The organism is Streptomyces sp. NPDC042346, assembly GCF_055581845.1.
Genome location: NZ_JBVJEH010000001.1, coordinates 527314 through 553721, shown reverse-complemented (window position 1 = coordinate 553721; position 26408 = coordinate 527314). Strand labels below are relative to the sequence as shown.

28 protein-coding genes are annotated in these 26408 nt (G+C 70.0%); 21 read left to right on the top strand and 7 right to left on the bottom strand.

The window, feature by feature from the left end:
• Window positions 1-112: 112 nt before the first annotated feature.
• From fusA to ACZ6K0_RS02685, 4 genes are all read right to left on the bottom strand, one after another.
• Window positions 113-2242 carry an elongation factor G gene (gene fusA / locus ACZ6K0_RS02700; RefSeq protein ID WP_376412953.1) on the bottom strand — a complete coding sequence of 710 codons (2130 nt, stop codon included), beginning with the start codon at window positions 2240-2242 and terminating at the stop codon, window positions 113-115.
• A gap of 39 nt (window positions 2243-2281) precedes the next feature.
• The gene (gene rpsG, locus ACZ6K0_RS02695; RefSeq protein WP_024755400.1) at window positions 2282-2752 is read right to left on the bottom strand and encodes a 30S ribosomal protein S7; all 471 of its coding nucleotides are present in this window, start codon (window positions 2750-2752) and stop codon (window positions 2282-2284) included.
• A gap of 2 nt (window positions 2753-2754) precedes the next feature.
• Window positions 2755-3126, bottom strand: coding sequence for a 30S ribosomal protein S12 (rpsL, locus tag ACZ6K0_RS02690; protein ID WP_003948652.1), 372 nt, complete (start codon window positions 3124-3126; stop codon window positions 2755-2757).
• A 357-nt stretch (window positions 3127-3483) separates the two neighbouring features.
• Entirely contained in the window at window positions 3484-3933 is a 450-nt protein-coding gene (locus tag ACZ6K0_RS02685) for a helix-turn-helix domain-containing protein (protein ID WP_376412949.1), read from the bottom strand.
• A 251-nt stretch (window positions 3934-4184) separates the two neighbouring features.
• On the opposite strand from ACZ6K0_RS02685, the gene ACZ6K0_RS02680 reads away from it, so the two are divergent.
• The 3 genes from ACZ6K0_RS02680 (at window position 4185) to ACZ6K0_RS02670 (ending at window position 5549) form a co-directional block, all read left to right on the top strand.
• A complete protein-coding gene (locus ACZ6K0_RS02680; protein WP_125744776.1) occupies window positions 4185-4460 on the top strand; it encodes a WhiB family transcriptional regulator in 276 nt (91 codons plus the stop codon).
• Window positions 4461-4584: 124 nt separating this feature from the next.
• Entirely contained in the window at window positions 4585-5316 is a 732-nt protein-coding gene (locus tag ACZ6K0_RS02675; RefSeq protein ID WP_376413043.1) for a hypothetical protein, read from the top strand.
• Between the two features lie 29 nt (window positions 5317-5345).
• Complete coding sequence (locus tag ACZ6K0_RS02670) at window positions 5346-5549, top strand: MerR family transcriptional regulator (protein ID WP_376413040.1); 204 nt, start codon at window positions 5346-5348, stop codon at window positions 5547-5549.
• 68 nt (window positions 5550-5617) lie between these two features.
• Here the strand turns inward: ACZ6K0_RS02670 and ACZ6K0_RS02665 are convergent, their stop codons facing one another.
• A complete protein-coding gene (locus tag ACZ6K0_RS02665; protein ID WP_469229392.1) occupies window positions 5618-6463 on the bottom strand; it encodes an ATP-grasp domain-containing protein in 846 nt (281 codons plus the stop codon).
• Window positions 6464-6748: 285 nt separating this feature from the next.
• On the opposite strand from ACZ6K0_RS02665, the gene ACZ6K0_RS02660 reads away from it, so the two are divergent.
• From ACZ6K0_RS02660 to ACZ6K0_RS02645, 4 genes are all read left to right on the top strand, one after another.
• Window positions 6749-7159, top strand: coding sequence for a hypothetical protein (locus tag ACZ6K0_RS02660; RefSeq protein ID WP_376412943.1), 411 nt, complete (start codon window positions 6749-6751; stop codon window positions 7157-7159).
• 144 nt (window positions 7160-7303) lie between these two features.
• A complete protein-coding gene (locus ACZ6K0_RS02655; RefSeq protein WP_376412940.1) occupies window positions 7304-7915 on the top strand; it encodes a phage tail tube protein in 612 nt (203 codons plus the stop codon).
• An 88-nt stretch (window positions 7916-8003) separates the two neighbouring features.
• Window positions 8004-8294 (top strand): hypothetical protein, encoded by a 291-nt coding sequence (locus ACZ6K0_RS02650; RefSeq protein WP_376408568.1) that lies wholly within the window; start codon window positions 8004-8006, stop codon window positions 8292-8294.
• A gap of 215 nt (window positions 8295-8509) precedes the next feature.
• Window positions 8510-8725: a hypothetical protein gene (locus ACZ6K0_RS02645; protein WP_376408571.1), complete on the top strand. Its 216-nt coding sequence runs from the start codon at window positions 8510-8512 to the stop codon at window positions 8723-8725.
• Between the two features lie 27 nt (window positions 8726-8752).
• Here the strand turns inward: ACZ6K0_RS02645 and ACZ6K0_RS02640 are convergent, their stop codons facing one another.
• Window positions 8753-9529: a hypothetical protein gene (locus ACZ6K0_RS02640; protein WP_469229387.1), complete on the bottom strand. Its 777-nt coding sequence runs from the start codon at window positions 9527-9529 to the stop codon at window positions 8753-8755.
• Window positions 9530-9834: 305 nt separating this feature from the next.
• On the opposite strand from ACZ6K0_RS02640, the gene ACZ6K0_RS02635 reads away from it, so the two are divergent.
• The 14 genes from ACZ6K0_RS02635 to ACZ6K0_RS02570 all read left to right on the top strand — a co-directional run bounded on the left by ACZ6K0_RS02635 (window position 9835) and on the right by ACZ6K0_RS02570 (window position 22340).
• Window positions 9835-10047 carry a hypothetical protein gene (locus ACZ6K0_RS02635; RefSeq protein WP_469229385.1) on the top strand — a complete coding sequence of 71 codons (213 nt, stop codon included), beginning with the start codon at window positions 9835-9837 and terminating at the stop codon, window positions 10045-10047.
• Between the two features lie 90 nt (window positions 10048-10137).
• Window positions 10138-11100, top strand: coding sequence for a hypothetical protein (locus ACZ6K0_RS02630; protein WP_469229384.1), 963 nt, complete (start codon window positions 10138-10140; stop codon window positions 11098-11100).
• 30 nt (window positions 11101-11130) lie between these two features.
• Window positions 11131-12330, top strand: a complete 1200-nt coding sequence (locus tag ACZ6K0_RS02625; protein WP_376408583.1) for a phage tail protein — start codon at window positions 11131-11133, stop codon at window positions 12328-12330.
• Window positions 12327-13580 (top strand): phage tail protein, encoded by a 1254-nt coding sequence (locus ACZ6K0_RS02620; RefSeq protein ID WP_376408586.1) that lies wholly within the window; start codon window positions 12327-12329, stop codon window positions 13578-13580. The genes ACZ6K0_RS02625 and ACZ6K0_RS02620 overlap by 4 nt, the downstream gene beginning before the upstream one ends.
• A gap of 132 nt (window positions 13581-13712) precedes the next feature.
• Entirely contained in the window at window positions 13713-14636 is a 924-nt protein-coding gene (locus ACZ6K0_RS02615) for a phage distal tail protein (RefSeq protein WP_469229381.1), read from the top strand.
• Between the two features lie 160 nt (window positions 14637-14796).
• The gene (locus tag ACZ6K0_RS02610) at window positions 14797-15993 is read left to right on the top strand and encodes a hypothetical protein (RefSeq protein WP_376408592.1); all 1197 of its coding nucleotides are present in this window, start codon (window positions 14797-14799) and stop codon (window positions 15991-15993) included.
• A 49-nt stretch (window positions 15994-16042) separates the two neighbouring features.
• Window positions 16043-17224 carry a hypothetical protein gene (locus ACZ6K0_RS02605; RefSeq protein WP_469229379.1) on the top strand — a complete coding sequence of 394 codons (1182 nt, stop codon included), beginning with the start codon at window positions 16043-16045 and terminating at the stop codon, window positions 17222-17224.
• A 34-nt stretch (window positions 17225-17258) separates the two neighbouring features.
• Window positions 17259-18407, top strand: coding sequence for a hypothetical protein (locus ACZ6K0_RS02600; RefSeq protein WP_469229377.1), 1149 nt, complete (start codon window positions 17259-17261; stop codon window positions 18405-18407).
• A gap of 12 nt (window positions 18408-18419) precedes the next feature.
• Window positions 18420-19520: a hypothetical protein gene (locus tag ACZ6K0_RS02595; RefSeq protein ID WP_376408601.1), complete on the top strand. Its 1101-nt coding sequence runs from the start codon at window positions 18420-18422 to the stop codon at window positions 19518-19520.
• Window positions 19520-20230, top strand: a complete 711-nt coding sequence (locus ACZ6K0_RS02590; RefSeq protein WP_376408604.1) for a hypothetical protein — start codon at window positions 19520-19522, stop codon at window positions 20228-20230. Before ACZ6K0_RS02595 ends, ACZ6K0_RS02590 begins: the two co-directional genes overlap by 1 nt.
• Window positions 20231-20262: 32 nt before the next feature.
• A complete protein-coding gene (locus tag ACZ6K0_RS02585; protein ID WP_469229375.1) occupies window positions 20263-20820 on the top strand; it encodes an ATP-binding protein in 558 nt (185 codons plus the stop codon).
• Window positions 20821-20907: 87 nt separating this feature from the next.
• A complete protein-coding gene (locus tag ACZ6K0_RS02580; RefSeq protein WP_376408609.1) occupies window positions 20908-21834 on the top strand; it encodes a peptidoglycan-binding protein in 927 nt (308 codons plus the stop codon).
• 22 nt (window positions 21835-21856) lie between these two features.
• A complete protein-coding gene (locus ACZ6K0_RS02575; protein ID WP_362253242.1) occupies window positions 21857-22090 on the top strand; it encodes a hypothetical protein in 234 nt (77 codons plus the stop codon).
• On the top strand, window positions 22077-22340 hold the full coding sequence (locus tag ACZ6K0_RS02570; protein WP_376408612.1) for a hypothetical protein: 264 nt from the start codon (window positions 22077-22079) through the stop codon (window positions 22338-22340). Before ACZ6K0_RS02575 ends, ACZ6K0_RS02570 begins: the two co-directional genes overlap by 14 nt.
• 98 nt (window positions 22341-22438) lie before the next feature.
• Here ACZ6K0_RS02570 and ACZ6K0_RS02565 read toward each other — a convergent pair whose 3' ends face one another.
• Window positions 22439-26353 carry a DNA-directed RNA polymerase subunit beta' gene (locus ACZ6K0_RS02565; protein WP_376408615.1) on the bottom strand — a complete coding sequence of 1305 codons (3915 nt, stop codon included), beginning with the start codon at window positions 26351-26353 and terminating at the stop codon, window positions 22439-22441.
• Window positions 26354-26408 lie beyond the last annotated feature (55 nt).

Below are 26408 nucleotides of genomic sequence, written 5' to 3'. Positions count from 1 at the left end.
ATCGGCGCCAGGTGATCTTTGCTGGGATGCCAGTCGCCGGGGCCCGATCCTCGGGGTTCCGGGGTGAAACCCCGGCGACTGGTGTCAAGCCTAAAGCGTGAACTCGGGAGAGTTACTCGCCCTTGGCCTTCGCGATGATCTCCTCGGCGACGTTCCGCGGAACCTCGGCGTAGGAGTCGAACTGCATCGAGTAGCTTGCGCGACCCGAGGTCTTGCTGCGGAGGTCTCCGACGTAGCCGAACATCTCCGAGAGGGGCACGAGGCCCTTCACGACGCGAGCGCCGCTGCGCTCCTCCATGGCCTGAATCTGACCACGGCGGGAGTTGATGTCGCCGATGACCTCACCCATGTAGTCCTCGGGCGTGGTGACCTCGACGGACATCATGGGCTCGAGGATGACCGGCGAAGCCTTGCGCGCGGCCTCCTTGAAGGCCTGCGAACCGGCGATCTTGAACGCGAGCTCGGAGGAGTCGACCTCGTGGTAGCCACCGTCGAGAAGGATGACGCGGACGCCAGTCATCTCGTAGCCGGCCAGGATGCCGAACTGCATGGCCTCCTGCGCACCCGCGTCGACCGAAGGGATGTACTCCTTCGGGATGCGGCCACCGGTGACCTTGTTCACGAACTCGTACGTGGCGTCGCCGTCCGTGATCGGCTCGATCGCGATCTGCACCTTGGCGAACTGACCGGTACCACCGGTCTGCTTCTTGTGGGTGTAGTCCACGCGCTCGACGGTCTTGCGGATCGTCTCGCGGTACGCGACCTGCGGCTTGCCGACGTTCGCCTCGACCTTGAACTCGCGACGCATACGGTCGACGAGGATGTCGAGGTGAAGCTCGCCCATACCACCGATGATGGTCTGGCCGGTCTCCTCGTCCGAGTGCACCTGGAAGGAGGGGTCCTCCTCCGCGAGACGCTGGATGGCGACACCCAGCTTCTCCTGGTCACCCTTGGACTTGGGCTCGATCGCGACCTGAATGACCGGCGCCGGGAAGTCCATGGACTCCAGGATGACCGGGTTCTTGTCGTCGCACAGCGTCTCACCGGTGGTGGTCTGCTTCAGGCCCATGACGGCGACGATGTCGCCGGCGCCCACCGAGTCGATCTCCTCACGCTTGTTCGCGTGCATGCGGTAGATCTTGCCGATGCGCTCCTTCTTGCCCTTGACGGAGTTCAGCACCGCGGTGCCGGCCTCCAGGCGACCGGAGTAGATCCGGACGAAGGTGAGCTTGCCGAGGTGCGGGTCGCTCGCGATCTTGAACGCGAGGGCCGACAGCGGCTCCTCGTCGGACGGCTTGCGCTTGACGACCAGCTCCGCGTCCTTGACGTCGTGGCCCTCGATGGCCTCGACGTCCAGGGGGGAGGGAAGGTAGCGCACGACCGCGTCGAGCAGGGGCTGGACGCCCTTGTTCTTGAACGCGGTGCCACAGAAGACGGGGGTGACCGTCTTCTCGCCGCCACCCTTGCCGGAGGCAATGGTGATGCGACGGACGGCAGCGTAGAGCTGCTCCTCGGTGGGCTCGACGCCCTCGAGGAAGAGCTCCATGAGCTCCTCGTCGTTCTCGGAGACGGACTCGATCAGCTTGCCGCGGTACTCATCGGCGAGCTCGACGAGGTCGGCCGGGATGTCGACGACGTCGTACATCTCGCCCTTGGACGCGTCCGCGGACCAGACCAGGGCCTTCATGCGGACGAGGTCCACAACACCCTGGAAGTCCATCTCGGCGCCGATGGGCAGCTGCATGACGATCGGGACCGCGCCAAGGCGGTTCACGATCATGTCGACGCAGCGCAGGAAGTCGGCGCCCGTACGGTCGAGCTTGTTGACGAAGCAGATACGCGGGACGCCGTAGCGGTCCGCCTGTCGCCAAACGGTCTCGGACTGGGGCTCAACGCCGGCCACACCGTCGAACACGGTGACAGCACCGTCGAGCACGCGCAGCGAACGCTCCACCTCGACGGTGAAGTCGACGTGACCCGGCGTGTCGATGATGTTGATCGTGTGATCGACATTCTCGAGCGGCCAGTGGCAGGTCGTCGCGGCGGACGTGATCGTGATGCCGCGCTCCTGCTCCTGCTCCATCCAGTCCATCGTGGCAGCGCCGTCGTGGACTTCACCGATCTTGTAAGAGACGCCGGTGTAGAACAGGATCCGCTCGGTGGTGGTCGTCTTGCCCGCGTCGATGTGCGCCATGATGCCGATGTTGCGCACCTTGGCAAGGTCAAGCGAAGTGGTAGCCATATCGGCTCAGTCTTCTCTCGGTCTCGATGTGGGTTGCGACTACCAGCGGTAGTGCGCGAAGGCCTTGTTGGACTCGGCCATCTTGTGCGTGTCCTCACGCTTCTTGACCGCAGCTCCGAGGCCGTTCGAGGCGTCGAGGAGCTCGTTCAGGAGGCGCTCGGTCATGGTCTTCTCGCGACGGGCGCGGGAGTAACCGACGAGCCAGCGCAGCGCGAGGGTGGAGGCGCGACCGGGCTTGACCTCGATCGGCACCTGGTAGGTGGCGCCACCGACACGGCGGGACTTGACCTCGAGGGACGGCTTGACGTTCTCGAGAGCGCGCTTCAGCGTGATGACCGGGTCCTGGCCGGTCTTCTCACGAAGACCCTCCATGGCGCCGTACACGATGCGCTCGGCGGTGGAACGCTTGCCGTCCAGCAGGATCTTGTTGATCAGCGAGGTGACAAGAGGAGAGCTGTAGACCGGGTCGATGATGACCGGGCGCTTCGGGGCGGGGCCCTTACGAGGCATTCTTACTTCTCCTTCTTGGCGCCGTAGCGGCTGCGAGCCTGCTTACGGTTCTTGACGCCCTGCGTGTCGAGGGAACCGCGGATGATCTTGTAGCGAACACCCGGCAGGTCCTTCACACGGCCACCGCGCACGAGCACGATGGAGTGCTCCTGCAGGTTGTGGCCCTCACCCGGGATGTAGGCCGTGACCTCGATGCCCGAGGTCAGACGCACACGCGCGACCTTACGGAGGGCCGAGTTCGGCTTCTTCGGGGTGGTCGTGAACACACGCGTGCAGACGCCACGACGCTGAGGGGAACCCTCAAGTGCGGGCGTCTTGTTCTTCTCGACCTTGTCCTGCCGGCCCTTACGGACCAGCTGCTGGATCGTAGGCACTACTTCTCCGGTTTCTGTGTGCCGTCGGTGTAACTAACCTGGAACACTCACCGACCCACGCGGTCGGGTGTGTCGAATCTCGCGGACCTCCGCCGAAAGGCGGAAAAGGCGCGGATCACGGTGGCCGTTTCGCGGACTCGCCGTGCGGCGGAAGACACGCACGCGAGCCCAGGCACACCCCAGGCACAAGGCATGAGCGTACCTATCGCATGGACTCCGGTCAAAACAAATGCCCACGCGCACGGAGCTCCGGGCGCGTCGGGGCGTGCCGGATCACCCCGGGGATCACCCCGGGGGCCGCCCGGAGAAGGGGTGCCGGGACGGACCCGGCACCCGGGACCGTCCGGCGGGCGGCGGTCAGTCGCGCGCGGTGCGCCTCGCCTCGACGGCGGCGGCGTCGTCCAGGCCCTCCTCGTCGGGCTCCAGGAACTGGTTCACGACCTTGACGAAGACGCCCAGGCGCTCGTCGGGCACGCCGAGCCAGCGGGCGAAGTCCTCCATGGTCGGCTGCCAGTCGTTGGGCGGCAGCAGGTCCGCCGCGAGCGGCAGCTCCTCGGGGGTGACCCGGCCGGACCGGATCAGCATGTCCCGGACGGAGACCCCGAGGAGCGGGGCGATCCGGCGCATCGTCTCCAGGTCGGGCATGCTCTGCCGCTGGAGCAGACGGGTCACGGCGGCGCGGTGCACCCCGGCCTCGTCGGCGATACGGGACTTCCCGCCGCCCCGGGGACTGTCGATGTCGTACCCGCGCGCCCTCATCAGGCCTTCGACCCAGCCCGCGAATTCGTCGAGCCCTTGACTGGTCATGTGTACCGCTCCCTTACTCCCCACCCTCCGGATATCTACCTTAGCGTGCTTGCGCGCACAGAATTACGTGCTTTCGGGCACGCAATCGTGTCGAATCGATGAAGACCCGGTCGGGACATCCCCACAAGTTTGTTGCGCGCTCGCACGCAACGTGTAAGGCTGCTCATCGCCGCACTCGTCGGCCCCCTGAGCCCCAGAAGCCCCACCGGCCCCATGGACGCCCCGGTGGCCCCGGACCGTGGAGAAACCTCTTGTTCCCGACCGACCCGTCCCCCTGGCAGGCCTCCGCCGCGTGCGCCGGCCTCTCCCCGTCCGTCGTCTTCGCCCGCCGGCCCAAGGACGCGGCCCCGGCGCTCCGCGCCTGCGCCGACTGCCCCGTCCGCCGCGAGTGCGAGGCGGCCGTGGCCCCCGCCGAGAGCTACTTCGACGGCGTCTGCGCGGGCCGCCTGTGGCGCAACGGCCGCGCGGCGGACGCGCAGCGCGTCGCGAAGGCGGTCGCCATGGCGGGGAGCCGCCGCCGTGGCTGACCTCACCGACAGCGGCACGAGCACGCCGAGCAGCGGGCGCACGCCGAGCAGCGCGCACACGCCGAGCGGCACGAGCTCGCCGAACAGCCCGAGCACGCCGAGCACGCCGAGCGGCGCGAGCAACCTGAACAGCGCGAGCACCGTCGAGCTCGTGCTGCGGGACATCGCCCTCTGGACCGCCTCCCTCGTACGGCAGTTCCCCGAGCTCGCCGAGGAGCTGGCCCCCGGTCGCCGCTCCCCCGCAGGGACCGCCCCCACCGCCCCGCACCCCGGCCGCGACGAGCTGATCCGCGAGGAGCGGCGCGAGGCGCTGCTCCTCGAACAGCGGCACGGCCTCTCCGTTCCCGGGCACGGCGCCGCCCCGATCCGGCTCCACATCTCCGACGCCATCCGGGACATCACCGACGGCGTGGTGGAGCTGGAGGAGGCGGTCTGCGCCCGGCTCGGCCTGCCGCGGCCGCGCCGCGCCGGGGTGATCGAGCGGCTGCGGCGGATCGTCGGGCTGCTCGACGCCGTCGCCGGCCACCCGGTCCTCGCCCGGCACGTCCGGGACGAGATCCGGCGGATGGCCCGCCGGTGCGCCAGGACGCTGGGCGACTCGGAGACGATCGTCCGGGTCTCGGGGCGCTGCCCGTGGTGCGACTCGGTGTCGCTGCGGGCGTTCCCCGACCGGCGCGCGGTGCTGTGCGTGAACCCGGCGTGCGTGTGCACGGACGCGGCGTGCGGCTGTCAGGACGACCCGGCGTACCGGCACCTGTGGCCGGAGAGCGCGTGGGGGGAACTGACGGAGGCCTCGGGGACCCGTACCGAGGAGATCGAAGCGGCGATGGACGACACGAAGGAGACCTCATGCTGAGCTCGCCCGCGATGCCCGCGATGCCCGCGATGGCCGGACTGCCCGCGCTGCCCGCGCTGATCCCCGGGCCGCTCGCCGCCGAGGAGGCCGGGGTCGCCCCCGCGACGATCCGCAAGTGGGTCCAGCTGGGTCATCTGCGGGCCGCGGGCAAGGCGGGCCGCGCGCAGCTCTTCCGCCTGGAGGACGTCTTCGCCGCGGAGCGGCTGGCCCGCCGCCGTACCCGTACCGCCTGATCGTTCCGATCGTTCGTCACCGAAGCGCCCCGATTCCGGATCCGGAATCGGGGCGCTTCGTCATGCCGTCATGCCGTCACGCCCTCACGCCTCGCGAGGAAGGCGCGGAGGGAGCCGACCAGGGCGTCGGCGAAGCGCTCGCGCACCGGCTCGGCGACGCGGTCGAGGGAGAGGTACGGGTTGAGGTCCTCCAGCTCGACGAGGAGCAGCCCGCCCTCCGGGGTGCGGCAGGCGTCGACGCGCTGGATGCCGTGGTCGAGGGTGTTCCAGTCGACGAACCGGCGGGCGAAGCCGAGGTCCTCCGCGGTCGGTTCGTACGGCTCCAGGACCCAGCGGCGCTCGGGGTCGGGGGCGTAGAGGGCGTACTGGAAGAGGTCGTCGACGAAGTAGAAGGAGACCTCGTACCGGAAGTCGATGCGGGGCTGGACGAGGAGCTCGCCGTACGGGAGGGCGGCGAGCTCCTCGTACGCCACGAAGCGCAGGCCTATGGAGTCGGCGCCGGCCTTGGGCTTGACCGCGTACTCCGCGGCGGCGGGCAGCCGGTGGAGGTCCTCGGGGCGGTCGGCGGTGGGGATGACGGGGTACCCGGCGGCGGTGAGGTCGAGCAGGTACTGCTTTCCGGCCATGTCGCCGCGCCCGTGGAGGGGGTTGTAGACGCGGGTGCCGAGGGCCCGGGCGCGCTCGCGGAAGGCCTCGTACTCCTTCTGGTAGGCGAGGACGGGGCCGCTGTTGCGGACGACGACGGCGTCGAAGCCCTCCATGAGGGCGGCGGCGTCGAGCGGGTGGCAGAGGGCGAGGTCGAAGTCGGCGCGCAGCCGGGCGGTGAGGTGGACGTCCTCGTCGCCGTAGCGCCGCCCCTTGGCCGGGTAGGTCAGGTCGGTGACGTAGAGCAGGCGGGGGCGGTCGGCGGACACGGGCGGCTCCCTCGGTTCGGTGGCGGCCAACCTATCGAGGGAGGTGTCCCCCGGCCGCGGCGGATCCGTTCCCCGTTCTAGTTGCGTGCGCGCACGATCGCTGTCACAGTTGGTGCAGCGGCGGAGCTGCGCCCGCAGGACGGGACGCGGCTCCGCCGTCCGCCGTCCGGGTGCGCTGCCGCGCCCCGCCCCCTCCCGTCGGAGCGCCCCGGGCGGCACCCGTCCCGCCCTCCCCGGGCGGCACACCCGTCCCGCCCTCCCTCCCCTCTCCCGAGGAGAACCGTCATGACCACTCCCCCGAGTGCTTTCCCGGACGTCGAGAAGCTGGTCGTCGACGTCCTCAAGGCCGACCCCGCCCTGGCCGGCGCCACGATCGCGGTCAACGCGCCCGCCGGCTTCGACGGCACGACGAGCGCCGTCCTGGTGAACCGCCGCGGCGGCGCCTGGATCGGCGACCAGCACGTCGACATGCCGCTGATCGAGTTCGAGGTGTACGGGCCGAGCAAGACCGCCGCCCACGTCCTCGCCAACGCGGCCCGGCGGGCGCTGCTCGCCACCATCGGCAAGCACCTCGGCGCCAACAACGTCGTCCACGACGTCGAGGAGCAGGACGGGCCGCGCTGGCTGCCCGACTACCTCTACCGGGGCGCCAACCGCTACCTCTGCGTGATCCGCCTCTCCCTGAGCGTCTTCTGAGCCCGCCCGGCTCCCTGACGGACGCTCACCCCACAGACCAGGCCTCGCCGTCCGGCGGGGCCTTTGCCGTACCCGGACCGGATGTCCGGGAACGGTCGCCCTCTCAACCCGAGCAACCCGACCAACCCAAGGAGAAACACCACCATGGCTGGAAACAACTCTGCCGAGATCCGCGTCGCAGGTACCGGCAAGCTCTACGTGGCCGACGCCGGCACGACCGCCCCGGCCACCTTCGGCACCGACACCGCCGTCGACTGGACCGGTGCGGGCTGGAAGGACCTGGGCTTCACCACCGGCGACGGCGTCACCTTCTCGAAGAAGGACAAGCTGGAGGCCATCGACTCGTGGCAGTCGGTCTCCCCGGTGCACTACATCTACTCGAGCCGTGACCTCTCGCTGAAGTTCTCGATGCTCCAGTTCAACGAGGACACGCTGCCCTTCTTCATGGGCGGCGGCGCCGTCAAGGCGGAGCCGACCCCGGCGGTCGACACCTACCGCTACGAGATCGCCGAGCGTCCGTTCGCCGACGTGCGCGCCCTCGGCCTGGAGTTCACCGACGTGAAGGCCGGTGGCACGACCGCGGTCACGTACCGCTTCATCATCCCGCGCGGCCAGGTCACCGCCTCCGACGACATCAAGCTGGCCCGCAAGGCGGCCTCCCAGCTGGGTGTCACCTTCTCCGCCATGTCGAAGGGCGACGGCAAGCCGCTGGCGACCTTCCTCATGAAGGACAGCCAGTACTCCGCGACCGTCTGATCCTTCTCCACCCGGGGCGGGACGGCGGACCGCCGTCCCGCCCCACCCCTCTCCTCTTCACTCACTCGAACAAGGAGTACGCATCACCATGGCCCGTTTCGACGTCAACGCCGCCCGCGCCCAGCGACAGGAGGCCCACGGCCGCGCCTGGTCCTTCGAGCTGGACGGCGAGAGCTACACCCTGCCCACCGAGCTGAGCCGCGCCACCGCCAAGGCGCTGCGGAAGCTCGACGACAACGACGTGGACGGCCTGCTCGCACTCCTGATGGGTGAGGAACAGTTCGCGCGCTTCGAGCACCACGACGTCACCGTGCAGGACATCGCCGCCATCCTGGAGGCCTACGGCAAGGAGACCGGGCTCGGCCTGGGGGAAGACTGAGCCTCGTCGAGTTCGTCGAAGAACACGCCGAGGCCCTTGAGGCGGACTTCCTCCGCTACTACGCCACCGATCTGCTCGACTGGCACCGCGGCGAGCTCTCCAGCCGTCGGGTCCTGGCGCTGATCAAACACCTGCCGCAGGACAGCGCCGTCCAGCGCGAGCTCCACGGCGAGGCCGCCGAGTGGTCGGTCACCGACCATCTGCTGGCGGCCACGGTGGACCATCTCGCCGTCGCCAACTGGATGTTCGCCTGCGTCAACGTGGGCGAGGACGGCGATGCGCCCGAGGCACCGAAGCCCGTCCCCCGTCCGGGAAACGCGGACGAGGATGAGGACGAGGGCCGGCAGGGCACGGAACAGGGCGGGCGGAACACGCCCGCCGGGGCGGACGACGCCACGTCCCCCCACGCCCTCGCCCGGTTCTTCGGGTGATCCCGCGGCCCCCGGAGCCCCCTCCCGTCAGGGAGTGGGCTCCGGGGGCGCTTCCTGTGCTCGCTCGGCGGCCATGTCCTCCGCCAGGGCCCTGGCCCGGTCGGACAGCCGGCGCCCCTTGCTCGCGCGCGACTCCGGTACGGCCGGGTCGGGCTCCGGGTCGGGTTCCGGTTCGCGGCGGTCAGCGGCCACGCCGGGCTGGATCGGCACCCCGGCGAGCGGCGGGACGATCGGGCGCCCGCCCTTGCCGCGGACGACCTTCCGTACCGGCTGGGCGTTCCGGCGGGTACGGCTCTCCTGGGCGGTCAGCAGGACCTCGGGTTCCGCGTCCGGTTCGGGTCCCGTGCGGTGCTCCGGTTCGGGCTCGGCGCGCTGGTCGAACAGCTCGCGCTCCTTGCGGACGCGCTCCTCGGCCTCGACGACGGCCGCGGGGGGTTCGAGGAGCCGGGCGAAGGGCAGCGCGATGACCCTGGCGCCCTCCTGGCCGACGTCCGTACGGCGCTGGGGGCGGCGGATTCCCCGCGCGTCACCCTGTCCCTGCGCGTAGGCGTCGGCGACCCGCTTCTCGTACTCCCTGCGGATACGGGGGAGTTCGTCCGACACCGCCTCGGCCCAGCCGGCGGTGAAGGCGGCGGTCTCCCGTCGGTCGATCTCGGCCCGCGGGATCACGACGAGTTCGTCGGGCGCGTACCCGGCAAGGTGGACGAGCTCCGAAAGGTAGGCGAAAAGGTGGGGCAGATCTGGGTGGGCGTCGAGCCAGTCGACTACCCGCTCCCCCCGATTGGCGCCCGGCTCCGTTTCCATGCGTCAGTGCTGCCTTCCAGCCCCCTGGGGTCCCCGCGCGCCCCTCGCGCCCCTCGCGCCCCGAAGTGGTCGGCCCCAGGAATGCGTCCTCCAGGTTACCCGGTCGAACGCATGAACAGATCAAGGGCCAACCCGTAGGGGGAACGCCGGAGGAGACACGCCGTCAGTCGTTTCCCGCTCGACAAACATCGAACAGATGCTCCACACTCTGTTCGCACAACAGTTCGAACACACGTGGTGCCCCCGCTCCTCAGTCCGCGGCGCCGCCACACACGCACGGGCAAGCAACCGGAAGGCAGGCGTCCATGACCCAGCAGGCCGAGGCATCGCGACCGCAGATCCCTCTCCAGGACCGCCTCCGCCAGCTCCTCGACGGACCCGTCGCCCTCGACAAGAGAGCGCTGCTCGGCACGCTGTACGCCGAGGTGTCCCGCCGCGAGACCGTCGCGTACACGGCCGGCTGGAACGACGCCCTCGCGACGGCGCGCCGCGGACCCCGCCGGGACGAGGACGCCTAGCCGCCCTGCTGCCCAGACGAACGAGCCCCTGCCGGAACCGGCGGGGGCTTTTCGGCGCTTGGCCGTCACCGGCCGGAAGCGGAGCAACTCATGGCAGAAGTAACGACCGAGGATCTCTCGATCCAGATAGCCGGACTCCGGCACTACCTCTCGAAGATCGACCACGCCCCGCTGCCCACGACCGAATGGATGAAGCAGCAGCTGGCACCCGTCAACAAGCTGATCGAGGACCTCAAGGCACAGCAGGACAAGGTCGCCGAGGAGGTCGTCAAGCCCACCTGGGAACAGGTCATGGAGAAGCTGGGCCTCGGACCGGTGGCCGAGATCATCAAGAAGGGCATCGAGGGGGGCATCGGGGCCGCCATCATCGCCGGCATCGTCGCCCTCGGCGGCATCATCGTCCCCCTCCTCATGATCGCGATCGGTGCCCTCCTGGTCTTCCAGCTGCAGAAGTGGCACGCCGGCAGGAACGCCAACAACCAGACGGTCGGCATGCGCCCCGACGGCAGCTTCGGCCGGCGGAACTTCACGGACATCCAGAACGAGCGGAACGGCGTCGCCGGCGGCGGCATCGCCGACCTCCCGGCGAACGCCAACTTCGACGCCCTGCGCAACCAGCTCATGCTGCTGAACCCGCACCTGGAGACGTTCAACAGGCACGCCCCCGACTTCGTCACGCACTTCAAGAAGCTGCCGACCGAGAGCAAGGCCACCAAGGCCGCGAAGGGCGTCAAGGCCGTCGCCGAAGCCGTCGCGAACGTCGACCACCAGGCGATGCCCCTGGTCGCCAGCGGCATGGGCAAGATCAACGGCGCCGTGAAGAACTCGGACCCCAAGAAGACGGCCAGGTTCGCCGACGGCATCGGGAAGCTCAAGATCGCCATGACCGGCCTCGACGTGGACAAGGTCCCGAAGGCGGGGACCTTGGGGCAGGCGGCCGACGCCGCCCAGCGACTCGCCGAGAAGACCGGGACCCTCGCCCAGAAGATGCGCGACTTCGCCCGGGAGGTCAGCAGCATCAACGCAGAGCTCGGCGGCGCCACCAATCCCTGATCCCACGTCACCACGAAAGGAGGAACACCCATGTCTCTCGTCAGAAACCTCAAGAACGCGTCCACGGCCCTCGGCAACCTCAAGACCCAGGCGTCCGGCGCCGGCACCTCGGTCAAGAAGGTCGGCGACGCCGGCAAGGCGGCCTCCGGCCACCTGAAGAACCTGCGCACCAACGCCCAGGGCTCCACCGGCCAGCTCAAGAACCTGAAGACCGCGTCGGACCAGGCCGAACGCGCCATGAAGAAGGCCGGCGACACCGCTCAGTCCGCCGGCGGCAAGCTCGGCAAGTACGAGTCGGGCGCCGGCAAGGCCGCCAAGGGCCAGGACAAGCTCAACAAGTCCATGAAGGGCAACATCCTCGCCCGGCTCCTCGAACTCTTCATGCCGCTCATCGAGAAGATCGTCGAGATGGCGATGCGCTCGAAGACGATGCAGACGGTCATGAAGAAGGCGTTCGACGCCATCAAGACCGTCATCAGCGCCGTCATGAAGGCCATCGGCCCGATCATGAAAAAGGCCGGCGACCTGATCAAGACGGTCTGGAACGGCATCAAGACCGCCATCTCCACCGTCGTCAAGGCCGTCGCCACGGTCATCAAGACCTACGTGAACATCTGGAAGACGGTCATCACCACGGTGATGAACGCGATCAAGAGCATCATCAGCGGGGTCTGGAACGGCATCAAGGCCGTCATCACGCCGGTCGTCGACTGGATCAAGACCACGATCCCGAAGGCGTTCACCGCCGTCAAGGACAAGATGTCGGACATCTGGAACGGGCTCAAGGACATCGCGTCCCGGGCGTTCGACGGCATCAAGAGCGGCGTGAAGGGCCCGATCAACTCCGTCATCGGCCTCATCAACTCGATGATCGGCAGCCTCAACCGCGTCAAGGTCAGCGTCCCCGGCTGGGTCCCGATCGTCGGCGGCAAGACCTTCGGCGTCAACCTGCCGACCATCCCCATGCTCGCCACCGGCGGTGTCGTCATGCCCCGCCACGGCGGTGTCCCGGCGATCCTCGCCGAGGCCGGCGAGGCCGAGGCCGTCCTCCCGCTCTCCAAGCTGGACCGGCTGCTCGCCCTCACCGCACAGCGCGCCCGCACCGCCGCGGGACCGCAGGCCGGCCGGGACGGCGCCGGACTGCACATCGAGCACTACCACGCCGCCCGCGGCAGTGACCCGCAGTCCACGGCCGACGCCCTGATGTACCTGGCGAAGGCACGCGGATGAGTGCGGTCGCAGCCATGCCGAACTTCCGCGGGGCCGTCGGACCGGTCGACAACCTGCTGCGGGGAATCGGTTCGGCGGGCGGCTCCCTCAAGCAGCTCAAGCAGGGCATCCAGCAGGCCTCGAGGGGGCTCGGCGGCCTCCACACCATGGCCCGCAACGCCGGGACGACCCTGAAGCCCCTCGGCCAGGGCGCGGCCGGCGCCGCCGGCTCCGTCGACAGGATCCGCCGGTCCACCGCACCCGACCGCATCAAGCGGATCGGCACCGCGGCCGGCAAGGCCCGTACCGCCGCGGGCAAGATCGGCACCGGCGTCGGCGGGATCCTCGCCCTGCTGCTCCCGATGCTCCCCGTCGCCGACGTCATCACCGGCCTGATGGGCACCTTCGGCACCGTCATGACCGTCGCCTCCGTCGCCATGACCGCCATCAACGTCGCCATGCGGGCCAACCCGCTCGGCTTCGTCGTCGGCATCATCGTGCCGATCGCGGCGGCCATCATCGAGTTCGCACTGAACTCCGAGACCGGCCAGCGGATCATGGAGCAGGTCTTCGAGCACGCCTTCGCGGTCATCGAGGAGATCTGGGCGTTCCTCGCCCCGTTCGTGGAGCTGATCGGGACGGCGATCGGGACCTACTTCGAGGGGTACCTGGCCCTGATCACCGGAGTGATCACGGGCATCGGCGCCGTCATCGGCGGCATCACGAAGCTCGAGTCCGCCGTCTCCTCGGCGTGGAACGCGCTGCGCGGGATCGCCTCCGGCGCGATGGACGGCATCAAGAACGCCGTACGGCCGGTCGTCTCCTGGATCACCGAGTCCGTCCCCGGCTTCTTCCGGACCGCGAAGGACGCGGTCTCCGGGGCCCTGCGCGGGATCGGCGACCTGATCGAAGGCGCCCTGAGCACCGTGATCGGGGTCGTCAAGGGACCGATCAACGGCCTGATCGCCTTCGTCAACTGGATCATCGACGGTCTCAACAAGCTCAGCTTCGAGATCCCCTTCACCGGCAAGAAGTTCGGCGTCGACCTCGACAAGATCCCGATGCTCGCCGACGGCGGCATCGTCTTCCCGGGCGGCGACGCGGACGAGTACCGCATCGACTCGCTCTCCCAGCTGGAGAACCGCCGCGTCCCGGCCCTCACCGAGGCGCCCCGGCAGCCGCACCGCGTCCGGGAGTTCCACGAGGCGCCGGGCGCCGGCCCCCGGTCGACCGCCGAGGACCTGCTCTTCCTCGCGGCCGCCCACGGCTGACCGCTCGCCTGCGGATCGGCCGTCCGCCGTTGACCGCCCGCCCGCACCGCCGGGCGACGGCCCGCCCGCGAGCGACCGCCCGCCCCTGACACACCCCGCCGACCTCCCATCAGAAGTGAGGTGACGGCCGCCATGGCCGAGACCACCACCGCATACGCCGGAAACACCTACACCGCCGACCTCGCGCCCGGCTCGCTGATCACCCAGGACGGGCAGATCCAGTGGGCCGGGCTGCTCATCGGCCCCGGCACGCCGTTCGCCGTCGACAAGTCCGGCCTCTCCGGCTGGGAAGACCTGCCCGAGTACGACTCCTCCGATGCCGACCGGCCGACCTCCCACGGAGCCTGGCCGGGCTCCCGGTTCGCCAAGCCGCGCAAGGTCGGCGGCACGATCGTGCTGATGCCGGAGTACGACCTCGCCTCCGAGGCCATCCGCGCGCTGCGCCAGGCGCTCGCCCTCCTCGACGAGGAGCGCTGGCTCACCGTCCGGCTGCACGGCGAGCTGCTCGCCGTCCGCGCCCGGATCGCCCAGCGCGTCGTCCCCGCCGACCAGGGCTTCGCCACCCAGGGCAGCTCGCGCATGTCGGTCCAGTGGCTGGCGTCCGACCCCCGCCGGTACGGCGTCACCGAGCAGATGGTCAGCACGACGGCCCCGCAGCCCGAGCGGGGTCTCGAATGGCCCCTCACATGGCCGCTCACCTGGGGCGAGGCCAAGAGCACCGGTGACGCCGTCGCCGTGAACACCGGCTCCGCCGCCTGCCATCCGGTGATCGTCTTCCGCGGCCCGTGCTCCGTCCCCACCGTCACCGAGCGGACCACCCGCCGCCGGCTGCGGTACGCGATCGACCTGGCCGCCGGCGACGAACTCGTCGTCGACACCGGCGCGGGCACGGTCATGCTCAACAACTCCGCGTCGCGACGGCACACCGCGATGGCCGACTCCAACCCGGAGGAGCTGTTCGCACTCGAACCGGGCCGTACCGAACTGTCCTTCCGGCCCGACTCGGCCACCCCGGACGCCCAGATGACGGTCCGCTGGCGCAGCGCCGAATGGTGACGCGCCACCGCTGACCCCCGGCCTCCGGTCCGGCCGCCGCCCCGGCGCCGATCCCGGCAGCCGACCCCGGCCACCCGATCTCAGGCCTCCGGCCACCGATCCCCGGCCACCCGATCCCACCCCTGATCCCGCCGCCCCGACCGTCACGGAGAGGTGACCCATGACCGTACGCGCCGCTTGGCTCCAGACCACCGGCCAGACCCGCGAGGACACCCGGCTCGCCCTCGCCGCCCTGCTCACCCCCAGTGGCCAGAGCGCCGAGGAGACCCCGCTGCGCTCGCGGCCGGGCATCCTGCCGGGCGGTTTCGTCCTGACCGGCAGCTCGCCCATGCAGTGCTCCATCGGCACCGGCCGGGCGATCGTCCAGGGCAAGGACACCGCCCAGGGTGCCTACCTCGTCGCCGTCACCTCCCCGGAGCTCCTCACCATCGCCGACGGCGACCCGATGTACGACCGGATCGACCTGATCGAGCTCGCGGTCGTCGACGACGCCTACGACCGCACCGGTGTCACGGAGGCGGTGGTCCGCCTGGTCAAGGGCACCCCCGCCGCCTCCCCCGCCGCCCCGGCGAGCGGACCGGGCAGCACGATCCCGCTCTACACGGTCCTGGTGCCGAAGGGCATCTCCGCCGGCGCCGGCGGCATCCTGTGGAGCACCTCGGCCGTCACCGTCATGCACTGGCCGGTCGTGGCGCTCGGCGGCATCCTGCCCGCCAGCGGCTTCAAGGGCGCGTACGTCGGCCAGTACCGCGACACCGCCGGGCTCCTCCAGCGCTGGGACGGGACGACCTGGGTCTCGTACCCCAAGCCCATCGGCGGCATCGCCCCGAGCACCACGGCCGCCGGCGGCTACACCGGCCAGTACCGGGACAACGGCGGCGGACTCCAGCGCTGGAACGGTTCCTCCTGGCAGTACGTCGAAGGCGCCTCGACCGTGCTGTTCAGCGCCACGCAGTGGCAGACCGCCCAGGCGCAGAGCGTCGCCCCCAACACCTGGACCGTGCTCAGCCTGCCCACCGTCGAGATCGACGACGCCGCCGCCTGGACCACGAACACCACCTACGTCGTGCCGCGCACCGGCTGGTGGCGGGTCTCCGGACACGCCACCTGGGCCAACGAGTCCCAGACCGGCATGCGCGGCGCCCGCGTCATGGTCGGCGGTGTCGGCCAGTCCCGGCTGACCTGGCTCATCCCCGCCGGCAACGGCGCCATTTCCGTGGGCGGGAGCGGCCTGCTCCGGCTGGTCGCCGGCGAGACCCTCCAGCTCTCCGGCTTCCACAACCACACCGCGGCGATCAAGACCCTCGGCGGCTCGGGCTACGCCTGCAACCTCTCCGCCGAATGGGTCAAGTCCTGACGCCCCCGACCGCTGAACCGTCCTTCCCCTCCTCGAACGGAGAAACCCCATGAACCTGCGCAGCAGCTGGGTCGCCGAGACCGGCCAGACCCGCGAGGACACCCGCCTCACCCAGACCGGCGTGACGACGCTGGCCAACCCCGTCCAGGTCCGGTCCGGCGTCCTGCCGGGCTCGTACTCCGGCCAGTACCGGCTGTCCGGCTTCTGGACGACCGGCACCTCCGCCATGACGGCGACCGTCTCCGAGGGCCGGGCCGTCGTCCAGGGCGAGATCTCCCAGGGCGTCTACCCGGTGACCCTGCCGACCTCCGTGGTCGTCACCTTCGAACCGGGCGACGCCCAGTACGGCCGCATCGACCTGATCGTCGTCCGGATCTACGACAACCTCTACGACTCCTCGAACCGCAACGAGGCGAAGGTCGAGATCATCAAGGGCGTCCCCGCCCCGACTCCGCAGGCCCCGGCCGTCCCGCCGCGCACCCTCGCGCTGTACGAGGTGACCGTCCCGGCCACCGTCAGCGCCGGCAACGGCGGCATCCCGTGGGCGACCTCCCTCAAGGACCTGCGCACCCCGATCGTCTCCCTCGGCGGCATCCTCCCGGTCGAGGGCCCGGTCTTCCCCGGCGCCTACCCGGGCCAGTACCAGGACTCCGGCGGCGCCCTCCAGCGCTGGGACGGCAGCGCCTGGGTGCCGTACCCGTCCGCGCTGGGCGGCATCGCCCCGGCCGGCGCGGTCAACGTCGCCAGCTACACGGGCCAGTACCGGGACACCGCGAGCGGCGTGCTCCAGCGGTGGAACGGCACGGCGTGGGCGCCGGCGGTGCCGGGCCCGGCCTTCGTCGACAACTCCGACTACGGGGACACCGCGTCGACCACGTACACCCCGACGCTCGCGGCGCGGGCCACGAACCCGCTCGCGGTCTCCTTCACCGCCACGACGTCGAAGGTCATCGTCAGCTTCGGCGGCCGCATGAAGTCCCGTGACGACCACTACTGCTTCATGGCGCTCAAGCTCACATCGGGCGCCACGGTCGTCCAGGACCTCGACGACGAGCACGCGACCATCGTCGCCAGCACCACCACGATCTCGGCCTCCACCACGCGCCGGATCTCCAACCTGACGCCCGGCACGACCTACACGCTCACCGCGTACTTCCGGATCCTCGCCAACACCCTGGGGCTCAAGGCCGGTTTCGACAACACGTTCATCCGCGTCGACCCGCTGGCGTAACCGCCGTCCGCCCCCCCTCTCTCCGGGAGAACCCATGACCTTGCACACCGGTTGGCTCGCCCCCACGGGACAGACCCGCCAGGGCACCCGCCACATCGCCGTCGGTGCCACCACCCCGGCCACTCCGCTCACCGCCCGCTCCGGCATCCTGCCCGGCACCAATGACGGCAAGTACCGCGTCGGCGGTCTGTGGCTGAGCGGCAACGGCCCGATGACCGCCACCGTCTACGCGGGCCGGGCGGTCATCCAGGGCCCCGCCGCCCAGGGCGCCTACCCCGTCACGCTCGACCAGGACACCGTCGTCACCTTCGCCGACGGCGACCCGCTGAACGACCGGCTCGACCTCGTCGTCCTCCGCGTGTACGACGACCAGTACGACAGCTCGCGGCGGAGCGAGGCCGCCATCGAGATCGTCAAGGGCACCCCGTCGGCCGTCCCCGCGGTCCCCGCGGCGCCCCCGGTCTCCCTCCCCCTGTTCAGCGTCAAGGTGGCGGCCGGCACCTCCGCCGGCAGCAACGGCATCCTCTGGTCGGCGACCGGCATCGTCACCGACCTGCGCGTCACGACGGCCGGCGTCGGCGGCATCCTGCCCGTCTACAACAACGCGGCCGTGCCCGGCGCCTACCCGGGGCAGTACCAGGACAACGACAACACGCACTTCCTCCAGCGCTGGGACGGCACCGGCTGGGTCGCGTACCCCCGGGAGATCGGCGGCATCGCCCCCAACGGCTCTCTGCCCACGGGCAGTTACGCCGGACAGTTCCGCGAGGCGAGCGGTGTCCTCCAGCGCTGGAACGGCACCTCCTGGGTGAACTACCACGCGCCGTACGACCACGAGACGATCACCACCGGCGCCGTCGCGCAGCCCGGCTGGAGCGTGTCGTCGTTCTGGGCCCGCCGCACCCGCGACGGCGTCGTCACGGTGCGCCTCAGCGTCACCCGCGCCGGTGCGGACATCGTCGCCAGCGCGAGCGGCGGCATCTCCGACTTCCCCCTCGCCACCCTGCCCGCGGGCTGGAACCCGGGCACGACGTTCGACGCCGTGGCCTCCAACTCCGTGGGCTCCGGCACCGCCACCTTCTACACCTACACCAACTCGCCGGTCACCCTGCGCGACTGGAGCGCCAACGGCACCCTCGCCAACACCGGGGGACTGAACGTCTCCGCCACCTACATCCTGTAAGGGAGGAACGCGATGGCACTCGACACTCCCTACCGGGCGATCTTCTGCGATCTGCTCTCGGACCAGACCATCGACATCCTGCCCCTGCGGGACGTCCAGTTCGACGACTACATCGGCAAGGCCGGCTCCCTCTCCGGCACCATCCCCATCCCCGACCGGGCGATCGCCGAGCGCGTCCGCCAGGTCGAGGAGGGCCGCACCGCGGTCTACCTGGAGCGCGGCGGCGACCTGTGGTGGGGCGGCATCATCTGGACCAGCACCCTGCAGAGCAGCGAGCGCGGGGTGATGACGCTCTCCATCCAGGCCGCGACCTTCGACTCGTACGCCGCCCGCCGCCGCATCCGTACGAAGATCGACGTCACGACGCCCACCGACCAGCTGGAGATCGCCCGGACGCTCTGGAAGGAGCTCCAGAAGGCCAACGGCGGCAAGATCCGTGTCGAGTACGGGGAGGAGGTCTCCACGACCAAGCGGACCGCGAGCTGGCGCAAGGGCGACGAAACCCTCTACTCGGAGGCGCTCGAACAGCTCGCCTCCCTCGACGAGGGCTTCGAGCACCAGATCATGGTCTACCGGGACCCGGTCGACGGACGACGGATCCGCCAGCTCCGGCTCGGCGCGCCCAAGATCCGTACCGGCGCCACCGACCTGGTCTTCGACCGGCCCGGCACGATCCTGTCGTACTCCTTCCCGCGCGACGCGACCCGCGGTGGCACCACCTCCATGGCGCGCGGCGCGTCGATCAACTCCAACGCCGCCGCCGAGTCCCGGCCGCTGTACTCGGGCGAGAAGGAATCCCCGCTGATCAAGGGCGGCTGGCCGCGGATCGACCTGTCCTCGGACCACAACGAGATCACCTCCCAGGCCACCCTGGAGAAGATGGCCGAGAACGAGCTCGCCCAGGCCGCCGGCGCCGTCGTCATCCCCGAGATCACCATCCGGCTCGGCGGGGTCGTGCCGCCGGCGCTGCTCGGCCGCTCCGCCCGGATCCGGATCACCGACGAGTGGCACACCCCCGGCCTCGACGCCCGCTACCGCATCGTCGGCGTCAAGGTCAGGCCGCCGGAGCGCGGCCGCCCCGACACCGCCGAGCTCTACCTTGAGGAGGCCTGATGCCCCAGCTGCCCGAGGACATCATCGACCGGCTGACCCAGATGGAGCGCCGGATCCAGGCGCTGTCCACCGCGGTCAACACCCGGCCCGCCATGAACGAGGTCACCGACGGCGCCCTCAACGTCAAGCTGCCGAACGGCACCTCCGTCCTCCAGGTCGGCAAGTGGGACGCCGACCCGGAGAAGAGCGAGTACGGGGTGGCGGTGCGCCGCCAGACCGGCGAGCTGGCCATCGCCCTGTACAACGGCAGCGGCAGCGACACGACCAAGCAGGTGCTGCGGTTCTACGACGCGTACGGCCACGAGGTCTTCTCCGACGACATCGGCGCCGGCGGCCTCGCCCGGCCCTGGCTCGCGATGCTGCCGCCGCAGGACCTCGCCTCCGTGAACTGGCCGGCGACCGGTTCCCTGAACAACTGGGCGACGATCGCCCGCTCGTACAACCCGGTCTGGCAGCCGCGGATGCGCCTGCTGATGGAGACCCGCGTCAGCGCGGGCGCGACCGGCGAGGTGAAGGTGATCATCGACGGCGCCACCCAGTTCGGCGGGACCGTCGCCGCCGGCAGCCAGTTCGACGTCACCGACGCGATCGTCAGCGACATCACGACGCGTTTCGGCACCACCGCCAAGATCGAGATCCAGGCCCGGGTCACCAGTGCCTCCGGCACCGTCTACGCCAAGCCGGTCCTGATGTACGGCACCCAGAGCTGAGCCGTCCCGCCCCCATGGAGAGGAACACCCGCATGATCATCGACCCGGCACAGCCCTGGGGCGTGGCCATCGACTACGCAGGCCGCGCCACCGTCACCGACGGCGGCCACACGCTCGACGTCCGCATCTACGACACCACGCTCGGCGGCGCGCTGGAGGTGGACCCGATGACCGGCGAGTACCCGCAGGTCTACGTGACCGCCCAGCTCGGCGAGGCCGGCGCGGCCGGCTCCGCGCTGCGCGGCAGCGGGCTCGTCATCCTCAACGCGCAGGGCGGCCGGCCGGTCGGCCCGAGCCCGGAGGCCGTACGCGACGCCGTCGCCGCCGCGCTCGCCGACTTCGAGACCCGCCGGGCGGCCTACGCCGCGCTCTGCGCCACCTGGGCACCGCCGGCCCCGGACCCGACGCCGGACCCGGCCCCCACGCCGGAGCCCACTCCCGAGCCGACCCCCGAGCCGACCCCGGAACCCGTCCCGGAGCAGCCCGGCACCGAAACGCCCAAGGACCCGCAGGCCGCCCCCGAAGCGGCCGACGCCCCGGAGGCCACCGCCGAAGCGCCCAAGGACGCGGAGCCCAGCCCCGCCCCGTAGCCGCGGCCCCGCCCCACCCGTACGAACGCCCGACCCGTACGTCCGCCCGCCCGAGTGCGGGCCTTCTTCATGTCCGGAGGACACCAGATGGCCACTCCCCTGCCCGCGGACCGGCTCCTCGCCGCACTCCGCGCCGAAGGCGTCACCGTCGTCGAACACCCCGGCTGGCGCACCCACAACCGCAACCACACCGGCGCCTGGGGCCCCGTCACCGGCGTGATGATCCACCACACCGTCTCCACCGGCACCGCCTCCTCCGTCGAGCTCTGCTTCAACGGCTACGAAGGCCTGCCCGGACCGCTCTGCCACGGCGTCATCGCCAAGGACGGCACCGTCCACCTCGTCGCCAACGGCCGCGCCAACCACGCCGGCGGCGGCGACCCGTCCGTCCTCCAGGCCGTGATCAGCGAGACGTACGGCGACCGGCCGCCGACCCCCCGCGCCCACCAGGGCAGCCCGAACGCCGTCGACGGGAACTCCCGCTTCTACGGCTTCGAGTGCATCAACCTCGGCAACGGCGCCGACCCCTGGCCGGCCGCCCAGCTCGACGCGATCGAACGGGTCTCCACCGCCCTCTGCCGGGCCCACGGCTGGGGCGCCCGCTCCGTCATCGGCCACCTGGAGTGGTCCGACTGGAAGAGCGACCCCAAGGGCTTCGGCATGCCGACGATGCGCGACCGCGTCCAGGCCCGCCTCGCCAAGGCACCCGCCAAGAACACCCCGGGGAGCGGCGGGCCCGGCGCCGGAAAGCCGGCCGCCCCCCGCCTCCACCCCTTCCCGGGCACCTCGTTCTTCCGCAAGGAGACGAGCTCCCCGGTCATCACGGCGATGGGCCGCCGCCTCGTCGCCGAGGGCTGCTCCGCGTACACCGTCGGCCCGAGCCCCCGCTGGGGCGAGGCCGACCGGCTCAGCTACGCCAAGTGGCAGCACAAGCTCGGCTTCCGCGGCTCCGACGCCGACGGCATCCCCGGCGCCGCCTCCTGGAGCGCGCTGAAGGTCCCGTACACGAAGTAGCCCGCACGAGAGGAGACCCCCGATGTCCGATGCCGCCAAGCGCACGGCCCGCACCGTCCTCCAGTCCGCCGTCGGCATCGCCGTCGTGCTCCCCGCGATCGTCGACGCCTCCGGCGTCCCCGCGACCCTCCCCTGGGTCGCCGGGGCGCTGGCCGTCGCCGGCGGACTGACCCGGGTGATGGCCCTCGACGCGGTACAGCACCTGCTGCCGTCCTGGCTGCGCAGCTCCCCCGGCGGTGCCGATGACCGAGTCTGACCCGAACGACCCCGTCGCCGTCGCCCTCGAACTGGAACGCCTCCGCGGCACCCTGGAGGCCGGCTTCGCCCGCGTCGACGGCTCGCTCGCGCTGCTCGTCCAGCGCAGCGACCAGACCGACAAACAGCTGGCCGACCACGAGGCCCGGCTCGACGCCCTGGAACGCGCCCGCTGGCCGCTGACCAGCATCGCCGCGCTCACCGCGAGCGCCGGCGTGCTCGTCGCCGTCTGGGAACTGGCCGCGCGCTGACGACACCCGGGTGACGGGGCCCGGCCGACGAAGCCGGCCGGAAACGCCGAAGGGCGGCCACCCCGCAATCGGGGTGACCGCCCTTCGGTTCGCACTACTTACTGGTTGTACGGACCGTAGTCGTAGTCCTCCAGCGGAACGGCCTGGCCGGAGCCCGAGCCGAACGGCGAGTAGTCGATGTCGTCGTAGCCGACGGCCGAGTACATCGCGGCCTTGGCCTCTTCGGTCGGCTCGACCCGGATGTTGCGGTAGCGGGCGAGGCCCGTACCGGCCGGGATGAGCTTACCGATGATGACGTTCTCCTTGAGGCCGACCAGGGAGTCCGACTTGGCGTTGATCGCCGCATCGGTCAGAACCCGGGTCGTCTCCTGGAAGGACGCCGCCGACAGCCACGACTCGGTGGCGAGCGAGGCCTTGGTGATACCCATCAGCTGCGGACGGCCGGAGGCGGGGTGACCGCCCTCGGTGACCACACGACGGTTCTCGGTCTCGAACTTCGAGCGCTCGACGAGCTCGCCCGGCAGCAGCTCCGCGTCGCCGGACTCGATGATCGTCACGCGGCGCAGCATCTGCCGGATGATGATCTCGATGTGCTTGTCGTGGATCGACACGCCCTGCGAGTTGTAGACCTTCTGGACCTCGGCGACCAGGTGGATCTGGACCGCACGCTGACCGAGGATGCGCAGCACGTCGTGCGGGTTGGTGGCACCCACGGTGAGCTTCTGGCCCACCTCGACGTGGTCGCCCTCGCCCACGAGCAGACGGGCACGCTTCGAGATCGGGAACGCCGTCTCGTCGGTGCCGTCGTCCGGGGTGACGACGATCTTCTTGGTCTTCTCGGTCTCCTCGATACGGATGCGGCCGGCCGCCTCCGAGATCGGGGCGACACCCTTGGGCTGACGAGCCTCGAAGAGCTCGACGACACGGGGCAGACCCTGGGTGATGTCGTCACCGGCCACACCACCGGTGTGGAAGGTACGCATCGTCAGCTGGGTACCGGGCTCACCGATGGACTGGGCGGCGATGATGCCGACCGCCTCACCGATGTCGACCAGCTTGCCGGTGGCGAGCGAACGGCCGTAGCAGAACGCACAGGTACCGACGGCGGACTCACAGGTCAGGACCGAACGGGTCTTGACCTCCTCGACGCCCGCGTTGACGAGGGCGTCGATGAGCACGTCACCCAGGTCGACGTTGGCCGGCGCGATGACCTTGCCGTCGACGACGACGTCCTCGGCGAGCATCCGCGCGTACACGGAGGTCTCGACGTCGTCCGTCTTCCGCAGGACACCGGTCTCGTCCTTGGCCGCGATCCGCAGCTTCAGACCGCGCTCGGTGCCACAGTCCTCCTCGCGGATGATGACGTCCTGCGAGACGTCCACCAGACGACGGGTCAGGTAACCCGAGTCGGCGGTACGCAGGGCGGTGTCGGCGAGACCCTTACGGGCACCGTGCGTGGAGATGAAGTACTCGAGGACGGTGAGGCCCTCACGGAACGACGCCTTGATGGGACGCGGGATCGTCTCGTTCTTGGCGTTCGACACCAGACCACGCATACCGGCGATCTGACGCATCTGCATCATGTTTCCTCGGGCACCCGAGTCAACCATCATGAAGATGGGGTTCGTCTTGGGGAAGTTCGCGTTCATCGCCTCGGCAACCTCGTTGGTCGCCTTGGTCCAGATCGCGATGAGCTCCTGCGTGCGCTCTTCCTTGGTGATCAGGCCGCGCTCGTACTGCTTCTGGACCTTCTCGTCCTGCGCCTCGTAGCCCTTGACGATCTCCTTCTTCGCCTCGGGAACGACGACGTCGGAGATGGCCACGGTGACACCGGAACGGGTCGCCCAGTAGAAGCCCGCCGCCTTCAGGTTGTCGAGCGTCGCCGCCACGATGACCTTGGGGTAACGCTCGGCGAGGTCGTTGACGATCTCGGAGAGCTGCTTCTTGCCGACGGAGTAGTCGACGAACGGGTAGTCCTCGGGCAGCAGCTCGTTGAAGAGCGCGCGACCCAGGGTCGTCCGCAGACGGAACGAGTCACCCTGCTGCCACTCACCGGCGGCGACGGAGTCGTCACCCTCCTCCGTGACCGGGGGAACCCAGCCGCGGGGAGCGACCGTGCCGACGGGGAAGCGGATGTCGATCTCGGACTGCAGCGCCAGCTCGCCGGCGTCGAACGCCATGATCGCCTCGGCCGTGGAACCGAACGCACGGCCCTCGCCCTTGGTGTCACGGAGCTCACCGTCGGTGGTCAGGAAGAACAGACCGAGGACCATGTCCTGGGTCGGCATCGTGACCGGACGGCCGTCGGCCGGCTTCAGGATGTTGTTCGAGGACAGCATCAGGATGCGGGCCTCGGCCTGCGCCTCCGCGGAGAGCGGCAGGTGCACGGCCATCTGGTCACCGTCGAAGTCCGCGTTGAACGCGGTGCAGACGAGCGGGTGGATCTGGATGGCCTTGCCCTCGACCAGCTGGGGCTCGAAGGCCTGGATGCCGAGGCGGTGCAGCGTGGGCGCACGGTTCAGCAGAACCGGGTGCTCGGCGATGACCTCTTCGAGGACGTCGTACACGACCGTGCGGCCGCGCTCGACCATCCGCTTGGCGCTCTTGATGTTCTGCGCGTGGTTCAGGTCGACCAGGCGCTTCATCACGAACGGCTTGAAGAGCTCCAGCGCCATGGCCTTCGGCAGACCGCACTGGTGCAGCTTCAGCTGCGGACCCACGACGATGACGGAACGCGCGGAGTAGTCCACACGCTTGCCGAGCAGGTTCTGACGGAAACGACCCTGCTTGCCCTTGAGCATGTCGCTCAGGGACTTCAGCGGGCGGTTACCCGGACCGGTGACCGGGCGACCACGGCGGCCGTTGTCGAACAGCGCGTCGACGGCCTCCTGCAGCATCCGCTTCTCGTTGTTCACGATGATCTCGGGGGCACCGAGGTCAAGGAGACGCTTGAGGCGGTTGTTGCGGTTGATCACGCGGCGGTACAGGTCGTTCAGGTCGGAGGTCGCGAAGCGGCCACCGTCCAGCTGCACCATCGGACGCAGGTCCGGCGGGATGACCGGCACGCAGTCGAGAACCATGCCCTTGGGGCTGTTCGCGGTCTGCAGGAACGCGGAGACGACCTTGAGGCGCTTGAGCGCACGGGTCTTCTTCTGGCCCTTGCCGGTACGGATGATCTCGCGGAGGCGCTCGGCCTCCTCCTCGAGGTCGAAGGACTCCAGGCGCTTCTGCAGGGCAGCCGCACCCATCGAACCGTCGAAGTACGTGCCGAAGCGGTCACGCAGCTCGCGGTAGAGGAGCTCGTCGCCCTCCAGGTCCTGGACCTTGAGGTTCTTGAAGCGCGACCAGACCTCGTCCAGACGGTCGATCTCGCGCTGCGCACGGTCGCGCAGCTGCTTCATCTCGCGCTCGGCACCTTCGCGCACCTTGCGGCGCACGTCGGCCTTCGCGCCCTCGGCCTCAAGCTCGGCCAGGTCGTTCTCGAGCTTCTTGGCGCGGGCCTCCAGGTCGGAGTCGCGACGGTTCTCGATCTGCTGACGCTCGACGGAGACGTGCGCCTCGAGCGAGGGCAGGTCACGCGTACGACGCTCGTCGTCGACGAACGTGATCATGTACGCCGCGAAGTAGATGACCTTCTCGAGGTCCTTCGGGGCGAGGTCGAGCAGGTATCCGAGGCGCGACGGGACGCCCTTGAAGTACCAGATGTGGGTGACGGGAGCGGCGAGCTCGATGTGGCCCATCCGCTCACGACGCACCTTGGCGCGGGTGACCTCGACGCCACACCGCTCACAGATGATGCCCTTGAAGCGGACACGCTTGTACTTGCCGCAGTAGCACTCCCAGTCCCGGGTCGGACCGAAGATCTTCTCGCAGAAGAGTCCGTCCTTCTCGGGCTTGAGCGTGCGGTAGTTGATGGTCTCCGGCTTCTTGACCTCGCCGTGGCTCCACTGACGGATGTCGTCAGCGGTAGCCAGACCGATCCGGAGCTCGTCGAAGAAGTTGACGTCGAGCACTATGCGTCAATCCCTCTCAGGGTTGTAAGTCTTGGGGTCTGGAACGGGGGTCCTG